This is a genomic window from Microcoleus sp. Pol10D4 (assembly GCF_036701555.1).
Lineage (GTDB): Bacteria > Cyanobacteriota > Cyanobacteriia > Cyanobacteriales > Microcoleaceae > Microcoleus.
This window is the reverse complement of the sequence record NZ_JAUBRA010000039.1, coordinates 33,203-47,704: the sequence shown is the minus strand read 5'-3', so window position 1 is coordinate 47,704 and position 14,502 is coordinate 33,203. Positions and strand designations below refer to the sequence as shown.

At 46.6% G+C, this 14,502-nt stretch carries 9 protein-coding genes; 3 read left to right on the top strand and 6 right to left on the bottom strand.

Annotation, left to right across the window (positions count from 1 at the left end):
* Window positions 1-37 precede the first annotated feature (37 nt).
* The 3 genes from adhE to pflB form a co-directional block, all read right to left on the bottom strand.
* Entirely contained in the window at window positions 38-2,668 is a 2,631-nt protein-coding gene (adhE, locus tag QUA36_RS19120) for a bifunctional acetaldehyde-CoA/alcohol dehydrogenase (protein WP_333052445.1), read from the bottom strand.
* 124 nt (window positions 2,669-2,792) lie between these two features.
* Window positions 2,793-3,533, bottom strand: a complete 741-nt coding sequence (gene pflA / locus QUA36_RS19115) for a pyruvate formate-lyase-activating protein (protein ID WP_333052442.1) — start codon at window positions 3,531-3,533, stop codon at window positions 2,793-2,795.
* A gap of 492 nt (window positions 3,534-4,025) precedes the next feature.
* Window positions 4,026-6,254, bottom strand: a complete 2,229-nt coding sequence (gene pflB / locus QUA36_RS19110; protein WP_333458743.1) for a formate C-acetyltransferase — start codon at window positions 6,252-6,254, stop codon at window positions 4,026-4,028.
* A gap of 423 nt (window positions 6,255-6,677) precedes the next feature.
* Between pflB and QUA36_RS19105 the strand changes: the two genes are divergently transcribed.
* Window positions 6,678-9,413 (top strand): bifunctional acetate--CoA ligase family protein/GNAT family N-acetyltransferase, encoded by a 2,736-nt coding sequence (locus QUA36_RS19105; RefSeq protein ID WP_333215186.1) that lies wholly within the window; start codon window positions 6,678-6,680, stop codon window positions 9,411-9,413.
* A gap of 102 nt (window positions 9,414-9,515) precedes the next feature.
* Here the strand turns inward: QUA36_RS19105 and QUA36_RS19100 are convergent, their stop codons facing one another.
* Window positions 9,516-10,121: a superoxide dismutase gene (locus QUA36_RS19100; RefSeq protein ID WP_333080613.1), complete on the bottom strand. Its 606-nt coding sequence runs from the start codon at window positions 10,119-10,121 to the stop codon at window positions 9,516-9,518.
* Between the two features lie 381 nt (window positions 10,122-10,502).
* On the opposite strand from QUA36_RS19100, the gene QUA36_RS19095 reads away from it, so the two are divergent.
* The gene (locus QUA36_RS19095) at window positions 10,503-11,042 is read left to right on the top strand and encodes a phosphate-starvation-inducible PsiE family protein (RefSeq protein ID WP_333080611.1); all 540 of its coding nucleotides are present in this window, start codon (window positions 10,503-10,505) and stop codon (window positions 11,040-11,042) included.
* Between the two features lie 498 nt (window positions 11,043-11,540).
* Here the strand turns inward: QUA36_RS19095 and QUA36_RS19090 are convergent, their stop codons facing one another.
* Complete coding sequence (locus QUA36_RS19090; protein ID WP_333215182.1) at window positions 11,541-12,092, bottom strand: peroxiredoxin; 552 nt, start codon at window positions 12,090-12,092, stop codon at window positions 11,541-11,543.
* A gap of 119 nt (window positions 12,093-12,211) precedes the next feature.
* Here QUA36_RS19090 and QUA36_RS19085 point away from each other — a divergent pair, with 119 nt between their 5' ends.
* Window positions 12,212-13,552, top strand: a complete 1,341-nt coding sequence (locus tag QUA36_RS19085) for a peptidylprolyl isomerase (RefSeq protein WP_333458738.1) — start codon at window positions 12,212-12,214, stop codon at window positions 13,550-13,552.
* Between the two features lie 102 nt (window positions 13,553-13,654).
* On the opposite strand, the gene QUA36_RS19080 is transcribed toward QUA36_RS19085, so the two are convergent.
* Window positions 13,655-14,365 (bottom strand): tetratricopeptide repeat protein, encoded by a 711-nt coding sequence (locus QUA36_RS19080; protein ID WP_333458737.1) that lies wholly within the window; start codon window positions 14,363-14,365, stop codon window positions 13,655-13,657.
* Window positions 14,366-14,502: the final 137 nt, after the last annotated feature.

Below are 14,502 nucleotides of genomic sequence, written 5' to 3'. Positions count from 1 at the left end.
ACAGGCTTTTGAGGAGAAATCTATGGCACCGCGCCGATTACACTAAAGTTAACACTCGATTGAGATCGGAAGTGTCGCCGTCAGAATACGCTTGCACCAGAAGTTGCTTTAAATCTTCAATCAGCGGATAGCGGGGGTTCGCTCCGGTACACTGATCGTCAAAAGCTCGATCGGCCATTTCCTCAACGCGAGCAAAGAAGAAATCATCACTCATTCCCTGACTGGCGATCGCCTCCTGAATCGTGCTAGGAATATCTACCTCACGCTTCAGAGCTTCCACCGCTGCGATCAACTTCTCAACTTTTTCATCTTCGGTATCGCCGCCCAAATTCAGATAGTCTGCAATTCGAGCATAACGCCACTTGCTGTTAGGATACTTGTTTTGAGAAAAAATCGCTTGTTTGAACGGAACATCCGTTGCATTGTAGCGAATTACATGGGAAATCATCAGCGCATTCGCTAAACCGTGAGGGACGTGGCAAGTTGCACCTAATTGGTGAGCTACTGAGTGACAAACTCCCAGAAAAGAGTTGGCAAATGCCATGCCGGCGATCGTAGCAGCATAATGTACTTTCTCCCGCGCTTTCGGATCGTTGGCACCATTTTTGTAAGCGCTGGGCAGGTATTTAAACAGCAAACGAATCGCTTCTAAAGCCAAACCATTTGTATACTCAGAAGCCAACACAGAAACATAAGCTTCTAAAGCGTGGGTTAGCGCATCAATGCCGCCGTAAGCAGTCAGTTTCCGGGGCATATTCAGCGTAAGTTCTGGATCGACGATCGCCATACTCGGAGTCAGAGCATAATCTGCCAGCGGATACTTAATCCCCGATCGTTCATCCGTAACAACCGCAAAAGGCGTGACTTCCGAACCCGTTCCCGAAGTAGTTGGAATTGCCACCATAATTGCCTTTGAACCCAAAGGCGGCAGTTCGTATACCCGCTTGCGGATATCCATAAACCGCATCGCCAATCCTTCAAACTCAATTTCTGGATGCTCATACATCAGCCACATTACTTTAGCAGCATCCATCGGCGAGCCACCACCAAAAGCAATAATCACATCTGGATGGAAACTATTGCAGATTTCTAAACCTTTGCGAACAGTAGCCAGCGAAGGATCGGGTTCCACATCGTAAAATGTGTAGTGATCGATGCCGATTTCTTCCAAACTCTCTGTGACTTCCTTAGTCAATCCCAATTCAAACAATGGTTTATCCGTCACAATCAAAGCACGTTTCTTACCTGCAAGATCCCTCAAAGCTACAGGAAGACAACCCGACTTAAAATAAATCTTGGGAGGAATGCGGAACCAGAGCATATTCTCGCGTCGCTCTGCTACGGTTTTGATATTGAGCAGGTGATGGGGTGTCACGTTGACAGAAATCGAATTATCGCCCCAGCTACCGCAACCGAGGGTAAGGGAGGGATCGAGGCGGAAATTGTACAAATCGCCGATCGCACCTTGAGAAGAAGGCGTATTAATCAGCACCCGCGAAGTCTCTAATTTGCTTTCAAAATAACGAATGTGTTCCTGATTGTGGGGGGCGGTGTAGAGTACAGAAGTATGTCCGTGTCCGCCAAAAATTATCAGCGCTTCAGCTTTGTCTACTGCTTCAGTAAAGTCCTTGGCGCGGTACATGGCGAGAATCGGCGAAAGTTTTTCACAAGCAAAGGGTTCTTCTTTACCTATCGTATCCACTTCTCCAATCAAAACCCTGATGTTTGACGGCACTACAAAACCCGCAATCTGCGCCACCTTTTGCACCGATTGTCCGACTATTTCGGCATTCAATCGACCATCAATTAAGATTACCCGCCGCACTTTTTCTCGTTCTTCAGCATTCAGGAAATAAGCACCGCGCTTGATAAATTCCAGTTGCACGGCATCGTACACCTCATCCACAACAACTACCGATTGTTCCGAAGCACAAATCGTGCCGTTGTCGAAAGTTTTGCTGAGCAAAATTGAGCTGACAGCCATTTGGATGTGGGCGGTTTCATCGATGATGGCGGGAGTATTTCCAGCGCCGACACCGAGGGAGGGATGTCCTGAAGAGTAGGCAGCTTTTACCATTCCCGGCCCGCCAGTTGCCAAAATTAGTTTGATATCGGGGTGCTGCATCAAAGCTTGGGAAAGTGGCACAGTTGGCTCATCAATCCACCCAATAATATCCGGTGGTGCGCCGGCTGCTACAGCAGCATCGAGGAGGATTTTTGCCGCCGCAGCCGTGCAGGATTTGGCGCGGGGATGGGGCGAAAATATAATGCCATTTCTCGTCTTGAGCACGATTAATGACTTAAAGATGGTGGTGGAAGTCGGGTTAGTTACAGGAACGATTCCCGCTAGCAATCCCACTGGTTCGGCAATGCGTTCGTAGCCAAAATGCCGATCGGACTCGATGATACCACAAGTCTTGTCGTTTTTATATTTGTTGTAAATCATTTCCGAGGCAAAATGATTTTTGATTGCCTTATCTTCGATGACTCCCATTCCCGATTCTTTGACTGCTGCTTTGGCTAAGGGAATGCGGGCGGCATTAGCGGCTAAAGCTACTTGCTTGAATATGCGATCGACCTGTTCTTGAGTGTAGGTGGCAAATTCAGCTTGGGCTGCTTTTACTTTTTGAATTAGGACTTCTAATTCTTCTAAATTGGTAACTTTCATGTGATTTTTCGTGATGTGGATTTCGGAAAAATTATTGCCTCAATCTTTGATTGGTAGGGAACCTGCAGATCGACGCAGATAATTTCAAGATTGTGGGTGACTTGTGAACGTGGCCTTTTAATTATTATATACCGCTAGCTCCGATCGCATTGACCCCGCGACTGCGAAAAATATCAACTGTTTGTTGCACGAGTTCCGGTGAAGCTGGAGGTGTATCCTTGAGTTCGTAATCCAATTTTAATTGCTCCCATTTGTATTCTCCCATTTTATGAAATGGTAATACTTCGACTTTTTCCACATTGTTCAGATTGGCAATAAACTCCGCTAATTTTTCTACGTTTTCGATGTGATCGGTGAGGTGAGGAACTAGAACGAAGCGAATCCACGTCGGTTTGCCAATTTCGCTGAGATATTTGGCCATTGCTAAAGTAGGCTCGATGGAAACATTGGTGACTTTGTAATACAGTTCGGGAATGTAGGATTTGATGTCCAACAAAACCAGATCGGTCATTTCCAGAACCGGTTTAGCAACGTCTAAAACACAGAAGCCTGATGTGTCCAGCGCTGTATGCAAACCCATTTGATGACAGCGGGTAAAGATTTCTTTGACAAAATCCGGCTGCATCAATGGTTCGCCGCCGCTGACGGTAACGCCTCCTTTCCGTAGGTAGGATTTACATTTTATAATTTGCTCGATTAAATAATCGACGGTTACTTCTTTACCATCGTGGGAATTGCGACAGTCGGGATTGTGACAGTACAGACAGCGTAACGGACAGCCTTGGGTGAAGACGATAAACCGGATTCCGGGGCCGTCTACTGTACCAAATGTTTCGATTGAGTGAATGCGACCAATTCCAGACATTTAATTTGCTGTTTGTTGGTAAGGATTTTGAGAGTAGGGATGATATCAATTCCGGTTGCATTGGAATGATTAAACCGCAGAGTACGCAGAGAACGCAGAGGAAGAGAAGAGAGAGATGAATACAGGACGATGCTAACGGATTTGAGATGAGGGAATCTCGGTGTTAACTTAAGCCGGGAAACTTGCGGATTGTTCGTTTGGTTGCTGAGGCTCGATCCCCCTAAATCCCCCTTAAAAAGGGGAGTAGGGGTTGACTTTGAGAAGTGGACGGTTCCCCTTGAATCCCCAGATAGTCTGGGGAATTCAAGAATACTCTTGTTCCCCCCTTCTTAAGGGGGGTTAGGGGGGATCTGGCCTCATGGTTTAACAGCGAAACTAGACGAAAAAAGACTTATGGAGAACCAATTATGTAGGCGCTTCTTGAGTCCCCCTCAGCTCGGACTTCGTTTGACTCTTGAGCGGTTTCAATCGCCGAGTTTTTTCTGCTGGGATTTAGACGCGTTCGTGGAAAGTCCGTTTAATCACATCTAATTGCTGTTCGCGGGTAAGTTTGATGAAATTAACCGCATAACCGGAGACGCGAATTGTTAGCTGGGGATAGTTTTCTGGATGTTCCATCGCATCTAGTAATGTTTGCCGATCGAGGGCGTTAACATTGATGTGATGGCCGCCATCGTGGAAGTAACCGTCTATAAGACTAACTAGGTTGTTAGTCCGATCGCTCTCCATTCTGCCCAAGGCTTGCGGTAGAATCGAAAAAGTATTCGATATGCCATCTTGACAATCACTGTAAGGCAGTTTGGCTACAGAAGATAAGGATGCGATCGCCCCACAGGAATCTCGGCCGTGCATCGGGTTAGCACCGGGAGCAAAGGGTTCGCCAGCTTTACGTCCGTCGGGAGTGCTACCAGTTTTTTTGCCGTAAACTACGTTAGAGGTAATTGTGAGTACCGATTGAGTCGCTACAGCGCCGCGGTAGGTTTTGTGCTGGCGAATTTCGTTCATGAAGCTTTGCACAAGTTCGATGGCTATACTGTCTACGCGATCGTCATTATTGCCATATTTGGGATATTCTCCTTCGATCGAGTAATCCACTGCCAAACCTTGCTCGTTGCGAAGCACCTTAACTTTAGCGTTTTTAATCGCCGACAGGGAGTCCGCCACCACCGACAATCCGGCAATTCCGCAGGCCATTGTCCGGTAAACATCGCGATCGTGCAGTGCCATTTCCAGGCGTTCGTAGCAGTATTTGTCGTGCATATAGTGAATGACATTCAACGTATTGATATACGTTTTTGCCAACCACGCCATCATGTCGCGGAACCTGGCTCTTACCTCGTCATAATCGAGATATTCGGTAGTAATCGGTGGGAACTGCGGCGCGATTTGGTCGCCGGACTTCTCATCTTTACCGCCGTTAATCGCATAGAGCAAAGTCTTAGCTAAGTTAACTCGCGCGCCGAAAAACTGCATTTGCTTGCCAATTCGCATCGCGGAAACACAACAGGCGATCGCGTAATCATCGCCGTATTGAGGACGCATCAAGTCGTCGTTTTCGTACTGAATCGAACTCGTCTCGCTGGATACCTTCGCACAGAATTGTTTGAAGTTGTCCGGCAAGTTTTCCGACCACAAAACTGTGAGATTTGGTTCGGGTGCAGTACCGAGGTTTGACAGGGTGTGTAAGAATCGGAAACTGTTACGAGTTACCAATGTTCTACCGTCATCGCTGATACCGCCGATCGCCTCTGTTACCCAAGTTGGATCGCCAGAAAACAGAGCGTTATAGTCGGGAGTTCGCAAAAACCGCACCATGCGGAGTTTCATTACAAAATGGTCGATCAGTTCTTGCAATTCCACTTCGGAACTCGCGCCACTTTGCAAATCGCGCTCGAAATAAATGTCTAAAAACGTCGATACGCGACCGAGAGACATCGCTGCCCCGTTTTGTTCTTTCACTGCTCCCAAGTAGCCAAAATACACCCACTGGACAGCTTCTCGTGCATTTGCTGCCGGACGGCCAATATCAAAGCCGTAGCTAGCCGCCATTTCTTTTAACTCAAACAATGCCCGAATTTGCTCGGATAACTCTTCGCGCAAACGAATTGTCGCCTCGTCCATCGCGTCTAGTTCGAGTGATTCTTGCTGTGTTTTTTTATCATCAATTAGGCGATCGACACCGTACAAAGCAACGCGCCGATAGTCACCGATAATCCGCCCTCGTCCGTAGGCATCTGGCAAACCTGTGATGATACCAGAACGTCTCGCCAGACGCATCGAGCGCGTGTAGACATCGAATACACCATCGTTATGAGTTTTGCGATATTTCGTAAATATTTCTTCCGTTTGCCCATCGAGCTGATAGCCGTAAGCTTCTAAACCTGCCTTGACCACGCGAATTCCGCCAAAGGGCATAATCGCGCGTTTCAAAGGTCGATCTGTTTGCAAACCTACTATTTGTTCTAAGTCGCGATCGATGTATCCTGCTGCATGAGCCGTGATAGATGTGGGAACTTTTGTATCAACATCCAATACACCTTTTTCGCGCTCTTGCTTCATTAATTCCAGAACTTTTTGCCAAAGCTGCTGGGTTTTTTCGGTTGCTACTGTGAGAAATTCTGCATTCCCTTCATAGGGGGTGTAGTTTTTTTGAATGAAGTCTCTGACGTTGACTTCCTTTTTCCAGTTGCCTTCAGTAAAGCCGTGCCATTCTGCAAACATAGCTTGCATTCACCTCAAATTTTTGTTAGCGATCGATCTTTTCTTCTTCGACCACTACATCTAGTATATATTTAATTTCAATATTTTAAATACCCAGTTCGCTATTTGTTACAAAAATTGACTTGCTAATTCCGTGGGAAGAATTAAGATAGATAGTAGGCAGAACAACCTCTGGGATTTGTGAGCAAGCTCTGACAAAATTGGATTCCGAACTAATAGTTAGACAACGGAAATGTTGTTTAAGTGCGGGTCGGTCGGGAACGCGCAATGAGAGTTTGGGTCGCGAACTGCGAAGACCAGAAGAAGAGGAAGAAAAAGCAGAAAAATAGCAGAAGAATAGCAGAAAAATAGTTCAGATTGGATTAGAGAATTGTTATCGAAAGCAGAGCAATATTAATTGCTGATTAATTGAACAAGGGTATTATGCAGATAAATTCAAGAAATCAAAGCACTGCGAGCGATCCGGCTCACGATATTTGGAAAGAACAGCGTCATCCGCTCGATCGGATTTTTCGGCCTCGCTCCGTGGCTGTAATCGGCGCAACAGAGAGAGAAGGAAGCGTCGGACGTACTCTCCTGTGGAACTTGATTCGGAATCCGTTTGGCGGAACAGTTTTTCCGGTGAATCCCCAGCGCCACAGCGTGTTGGGGCTCAAGTCTTATCCTGACATTGCTAGCGTCCCGGAAGTAGTGGATCTGGCGGTGATTGCTACGCCTGCTGCTGGGGTGCCACAAGTGATCCGCGAATGTATCGCTGCTGGGGTGAAAGGGGCAATTATTGTTTCTGCTGGCTTTAAAGAAATTGGCGCGGCTGGGGAGGCTTTAGAACAGCAAGTTATGGCCGAGGCGCGTCGGGGCGGAATGCGGATTATCGGCCCAAATTGCCTCGGTGTGATGAATCCTGTGGTTGGGCTGAATGCTACTTTTGCAGGTACGATCGCCCGTCCGGGTAATGTCGCCTTCATCAGTCAAAGCGGCGCCCTCTGTACTTCGATTCTCGACTGGAGTTTGGGGGAAAATGTCGGTTTTAGCGCCTTTGTATCGATCGGCTCTATGCTCGATGTCGGTTGGGGCGATCTGATCGAGTATTTCGGAGACGATCCCCATACTCACAGTATCGTTTTGTACATGGAATCTATGGGTGATGCTCGTTCGTTTCTGTCCGCCGCCCGCCCAGTGGCGATCGACAAACCGATCATCATTCTCAAGGTAGGACGTACCGCCGCCGCCGCCCAAGCCGCCGCTTCCCATACGGGAGCTTTGACCGGCAGCGATGACGTGCTTAACGCTGCTTTCCGCCGCTGTGGCGCGTTGCGGGTACATACGATTTCCGATTTGTTCGACATGGCAGAAATTCTGGCCAAGCAACCGCGACCGCAAGGCAACCGCCTATCGATCGTCACCAATGCAGGAGGCCCGGGGGCGATCGCCACTGATGCCTTAATTAGCGACGGCGGTGCGCTGGCAGATTTGGCACCGGAGACGCTGCAGCAGCTTGATGAGTTTTTGCCACCTCAGTGGAGTCATCACAACCCGATCGATATTTTGGGCGATGCTAGTAGCGATCTTTACGCCAAAACTCTAGAAGTTGTCGCTCCCGATCCCAATAGTGACGGATTGCTGGTCATCCTGACGCCACAAGCGATGACGAATCCGACGCAAACCGCAGAAAAACTCAAGTCTTACAGCAAACTCGGAAAGCCCTTATTGGCAAGCTGGATGGGCGGTGTGGAAGTGTCAGCGGGAACGCAAATTCTTAATCAGGCAAATATTCCGACTTTCCCCTATCCCGATACCGCCGTCAGGTTATTCAACTATATGTGGCGGTACACATACAACCTGCGCGCTATCTACGAAACGCCTTCTCTCCCCGCTGATCGCGAAATCGAGACTTCCGGGTGTGCGACTGCGGCGAAGATTTTGACTGCTGCCCGCCAAAACAATCGCACTTTATTAACCGAGTACGAATCAAAACAGTTGCTGGCAGCTTACGGCATTCCCACCGTAGCGACAGAAATTGCAGCGAGTGCTGCCGAAGCTGTGGAAATTGCCGATCGCCTCGGTTATCCAGTGGTGCTAAAACTCCATTCTGAGACGATTACTCACAAAACCGATGTGGGGGGCGTAAAACTAAATTTAGGCGATGCTAACGCTGTAATTAGTGCCTTTGAGGCGATCTCCCAGCGGGTACGGGCGATAGATCCTGCAGCGTTTCTTGGCGTAACCGTGCAGCAGATGGTGCATTTGGAAGGCTATGAACTAATTTTGGGTAGCAGTATTGACCCACAATTTGGGCCGGTGATGCTGTTTGGTTCCGGCGGACAATTAGTGGAAGTATTTCAAGATCGATCGCTAGCACTTCCGCCTTTAAATACCACCCTAGCGCGGCGGATGATGGAGCAAACTCGCATCTATAAAGCTTTACAAGGAGTGCGCGGTCGATCGGCAATTGACCTGGTACAACTCGAACAGTTATTAGTTCGTTTCAGTCAACTGATTGTAGAGCAACCTCAAATTGCCGAGATTGATATTAATCCGCTGTTGGTTTCTCCTGAAGGTGCGATCGCTCTTGATGCCCGTGTTGTTCTGCAAACAACAGAAAACCCCATTTCACCCGCGATTCGCCCCTATCCTACGCAATACGTTCAAACATGGTCAACGGACGGCGATCGTCCCATCACGATCCGTCCGATTCGTCCAGAAGATGAGCCGCTGATGGTGCTGTTCCACGAAGAACTTTCCGAAGAGAGCGTGTATTTGCGCTACGCTCACATGGTAAAGTTAAAGCACCGCATTGCTCACGAACGTTTGACCCGGATTTGTTTTATTGACTACGATCGGGAAATGCTGTTAGTAGCCGATCGTCAAGACCCGGAAACCTCAGAACACCGGATTTTGGGAGTAGCGCGTCTGAGCAAACTCCACGGCACAAACCAAGCCGAATTTGCCCTCATCGTTAGCGATAGCTATCAGCAGCGCGGTTTGGGAACAGAATTATTGAGGCGGATGCTGCAAATTGGTCAGGAAGAGAAATTAGAGGCGATCGTTGGCTACATTCTCAATAGCAACTACAAGATGCAGAGCCTCTGTAAAAAACTAGGATTTGAACTCCAACCAGACCGAGGCGAAGGAATGTTGAAAGCTGTTTTTGTTTGCTAATAGCAAGTTGGGTTAAATAATTCTCATTCATCACAACTAAAGTCCTCACTACAAACTTTATCGTTTTGTAGTGAGGACTTTAGTCCTCAAACTAAGATGCTACTAAGCCGCCGCAGCCAAATTTGCTGCTGCAAACTCCCAGTTAGCCAAATTATCTAAGAAATTAGTAATGTAGTCGGGACGGCGGTTTTGGAAATCCAAATAATAAGCGTGTTCCCACACATCCAAAGTCAGCAACGGAGTTTGGCCGTGTGCAAGCGGGGTGTCAGCGTTAGCAGTTTTAGTGACTTTCAAAGTGCCGTTGTCCACAACCAGCCAAGCCCAGCCACTACCGAACTGAGTTGTCGCAGCAGTCTTGAATTCTTCTTTGAATTTGTCGAAGCTGCCGAAGTCGGCGTTAATTTTGTCAGCTAAAGCTCCTGTCGGAGTGCCGCCGCCGCCCGGTTTGAGGGAATTCCAGAAAAAGTTGTGGTTCCAAACTTGACCTGCATTGTTAAAAATGCCTGCTTTGGATGGGTCTTTAGCAGATTCCTTGACAATTTCTTCAAGGGATTTGCTCGCCATTTCCGTTCCTTCAATCAGTTTATTCAGATTGGTGACGTAAGCAGCGTGGTGCTTGTCGTGGTGGAATGAAAACGTGTTGGCCGACATATGAGCGGGTTCTAGGGCGTCAGCGGCGAAGGGTAATGGTGCTAGTTCAAATGCCATGGTGTTCAATCCTCTCTGGATTACTTTGGGTTTTTCGGTTGACTTGGTGGCTTTTTTATGATTAAAGCCGACCGTCACTAGCTTGAGTGTATCAAGCTGTGGTAAATAATTCTTTACAATTTTCATATTTTATAGCAGTTGCAGCATTTTAGGATTCAGACTTCTATTTTTTAGATATCAAAGCTACCTATTGTCGGTTTCAAATAGCATAAAGTATTACTAAATGTCAAGCTACCTGGGAGACAAATAAAAGTGTGTGTGAAATTGTCAACCGCTCGAAATTTTATGAGACTGATAAATAGATTAAACCTGTAAATTGTCAAAGATTAACCTAAGTTCAATTAAGCTGTAAGAAAGTCAAACAAGTTGCAGGATGTGTCAATGGAAAAGCGTTTAAACAACTCGTCTAGTCACCCCCCTCAATGGTTGAATCTGCAATTAATCGTCACCGCTCTGGAAACAGTCCAAGACTTAATTGTCATTTCCCTATGTATTGGTTTGTTTTGTTTCATGGTGCTAGAACTGCGAGAAATGTTTTTCTCGCTGCTGCCTCCTTTGAATTTTCAGCAAGTGACGGCAGACATTCTATTTTTATTAGTTTTAGTGGAATTATTTCGGCTGCTAATTATTTACTTGCAAGAACAAAGAGTTTCGATAGGTGTGGCTGTGGAAGTCTGTATAGTATCTGTTTTGCGAGAAGTCATCGTGCGGGGAGTGCTGGAAACTCCCTGGGTTCAAATATTATCAACAGGCGCATTTTTGCTGGTTTTGGGAGTGTTGTTGGTAGTCCGAGTTTGGTTGCCCCCAACCTTCGAGGGAATTGACCCGGAACGTCGCATGGCTAGCAGAAATAGAAATCTATCAGACAATGAATCTTCTTCCGCATCTGTTGTAGCCAATAGCAAGTTTAATTCTCATTGAATATGGCATGACAGGCGATTTAAGATTTTAAATTTACTCTAATATTGCTTGTCGCGTTACCAGCCATCATTTCCCGTAAAACTGAGATGTTGAACCATTGTCAAGAACGGGCATCTTGCCCGTTCCACAGAGAGTAGATTTTCTTGTAGGCTGGGCAGGAAATCCCACAGGGCTGTTTCATTCTCACGAAAATCAGGCTTTTGTAGGGGCGGTGCCAAGAGTGCCCGCCCCCCCACGGACGATGAAATCGATGTTTCAAATATCGGGGATCTTCATGAGAGATTGCCCCTACAAGAGAATGAAACCGCCCTGGGAGATTCCACCCAAAAAAGGATTATTGAGAATGGTGCAAGATGTGAGGTCAAATCAACCTGATAACGGTTGCAGTGAAGCCTAAAATCCTCTGAAAATTCAGAGGAATGTAGTCTTAACTACAAAGACAAGCTTCATCAATCATTCCCAATTATTCAAATCTAAAATCTAAAATCTAAAATAGTATTACCCGTTAGCCTGTAATTCCACCAAGCGAGCCAACACTTCTTTAGAATGAATCGCCGGATTAATCTTCACAAAGGTTTCACGCAAAATACCTTCAGGATCAATAATAAAACTGTGTCGCGCTGAGATAAAACTCATCCAAGAACCGTAAGCTTTACTCACTTTACCATCCGTATCAGCTAACAGCGGAAACTTCAAACCTTCCGAATCGCAAAATTCCGCATGGGAATCGACATCATCAGCGCTAATACCGATAATTTGAGTATTCTTTGCCAAGTATTTCGGCAAGTCTTGCTGAAATCTCCGCGCTTCGATGGTACATCCTGAAGTAAAGTCTTTCGGATAAAAATAGACTACCAGCCACTTACCGCGATAATCCGACAGGGACACTTGTCCGTCCCCGCTGTTTGTCGGCAAAGAAAACTCCGGCGCTGGTTGATTTACCGGAGGAAGCTTACCGCCGAGGGCAAATGCAGGTGTGGCAAAATTGAAACTTAGAAAAACTAGACAAATTGCCAATAAAGTGCTAAAAAACTTGCGACGCGACATCATAAATTTAGAATTAGAACTGTACTTAAGACAAGTTTACAGTTTTCTGATTAAATAGGTAGAGGCAATTCCCGGATTGCTTCTAAAACCCCAAGATCACTCACTCAAATAGCAATTTACCCATGAGCGCTGCACTCCCGTTAACAGGCAAAGCTATAGTAGTCCAGGTAATTAACGGTCAACCCGTTATAATCGAAGTAGACGGCACTAATGCCCCGATTACTGCAGGAAATTTTGTTGACTTAGTTGAACGCGGCATTTACGACGGGGTGATGTTTCACCGAGTTGTACGTCAGCCAGAGCCTTTTGTAGTGCAAGGAGGCGATCCGCGCAGCAGAGATACTACAATTCCAGCCAGTCAATTGGGAACGGGTAGTTTTATTGACCCGGATACCAATCAGCCGCGTTTTATCCCTTTAGAAATTACGCCGCAAGGGGCCGCGCAACCTGTTTACAACCAAATTGTAACCCAGACGCCGCAGTTGCAGCACACTCGCGGGGCTGTGGCAATGGCTCGTTCTAATGCTTTGGATTCGGCTTCTTCGCAGTTTTATTTTGCTTTGGATGAGTTGCCATTTTTGGACGGTAGTTATGCTGTTTTTGGCAACGTTATTGCAGGTTTTGAAACGGTGAATGCGGTGCAGCAGGGCGATCGCATTTCGAGTGCAAAAGTCGTTGACGGCATCGTCCCCAGTCGGGTTTCTAGCATCATTACCGATGTTGATTTCCTCAACGATTCCATTAACCTTACCAATTTGGCAAATCTACCTTTGCGAGCCCTCAGATTGGCCAACACCCCGAACAACTATCAAGTCACTCCCCAAGACTATGACCAAAATCCTGGCGGTGTAGTGGGAGGTAGCGCAAACGATCGCATCCTCGGTGAAGCCACGTATGGTGATGGAATTAACGGCAGCCAAGGCAACGATACCATCACTGGCGAAGAAGGCGACGACTTTTTGCGAGGTGGCAAAGGTAACGACTTAATTAGCGGCGGTGTTGACGACGATATTATCAACGGAAATCTCGGCGACGATAATCTCAATGGCGATGCTGGTGACGACTTTTTGCGAGGTGGCAGAGGAAACGATGTTTTAATCGGCGGCGATGGTAACGATGTTTTAATCGGCGATGTTGACAGCGATACTCTCACTGGTGGCGCAGGTGTAGATACTTTTGTTCTGGTTACGGGTGAAAATCTGGAGTTGAATGGGTCTAGCGATATAATTCTTGATTTTAGGCCGGGAGAGGGCGATCGTATTGGCTTAACCAGCGGTTTATCCAACACCTCATTCACGCAATCAGGCAGCAACACACTCATTCAATTTGGAGGAGTTACTTTGGCTGTGGTTCAAAATGCCACCCCCGCAGCAGTTCAAAATGCTGCTTTTACAATTAACTTTTCTACTGCTGTCGTTGCTGATAACTTGCCTTCCAGAGACGCCGCCTTGAGAATTGGCTAACTCTAACAAGACTGAGGCAATAATTATAGATGTAGGGTGATCTTCGGTACACATTACCTGATTATCAATTGGCAATTGCCAATTGATAATTACCAAATTCAACTAACACCATAGCTTTGTAATTTGAGAAACTGCCTCTTGATAAGAATCCATTCTCCCCTGCTTCTTAAAAAGCTCGGCTGCCTTCTGAAAATCCTCAAATGCTCCCTGAACCTCTCTCAATTTATATCTAGTTACTCCTCGGTTGAAGTAAGCTTTAGCAAAATCGCGATCGAGGCGAATTGCTGACTCAAAATCAGCTAGCGCTGCTAGGGAATTCTCCATTTGCAGGCGGATAGCACCTCGGTTAAAATAAGATTGAGCTAAATTGGGGTTGAGCAGCAGTGCCGAGTTGTAATCTGCGATCGCCGCAGTATAATCTTTTAAACGAGTCAGCATAAACCCCCGATTGCTGTAATACTTGGCTCGGTAAGGATTGAGTTCGATGGCTGTAGTTAAATCTTCGATCGCCGATTGCTTGTAGCCTAATTTGTAGCGTGCCACACCGCGATCGTTGTAAGCTGACGCAAATTGTGGATTAATGTTAATTGTAGCAGTAAAATTTTTAATAGCGCCGTGCAAGTCTTGTTGTTCGAGATTTTTTAAACCCTGAGTGTAAAACTTTTTGGTACTAACTTTTAAATTTGCCTCTTGTCGGGATTCAGCTTGCTCCCCCGAAAATACGCCGGCAATATTAGTGAATCCCAAAGATTCGATCGAATTGAAAATAGTTGTGACAACTAATTGGCTTGGGAGAAGGGGGATAGTAGGCATGGGAGGAGTGGTGTTCAACTGTATGCTCTTATTTTCCTCCATACTTCAGCTACTGACAGTGATATCCGTAGTCTCAGGAACGTGATAAGTTTGATGAGATGTGGTGATGCTGGGGCATTGACTTGTGTGATGAAAGT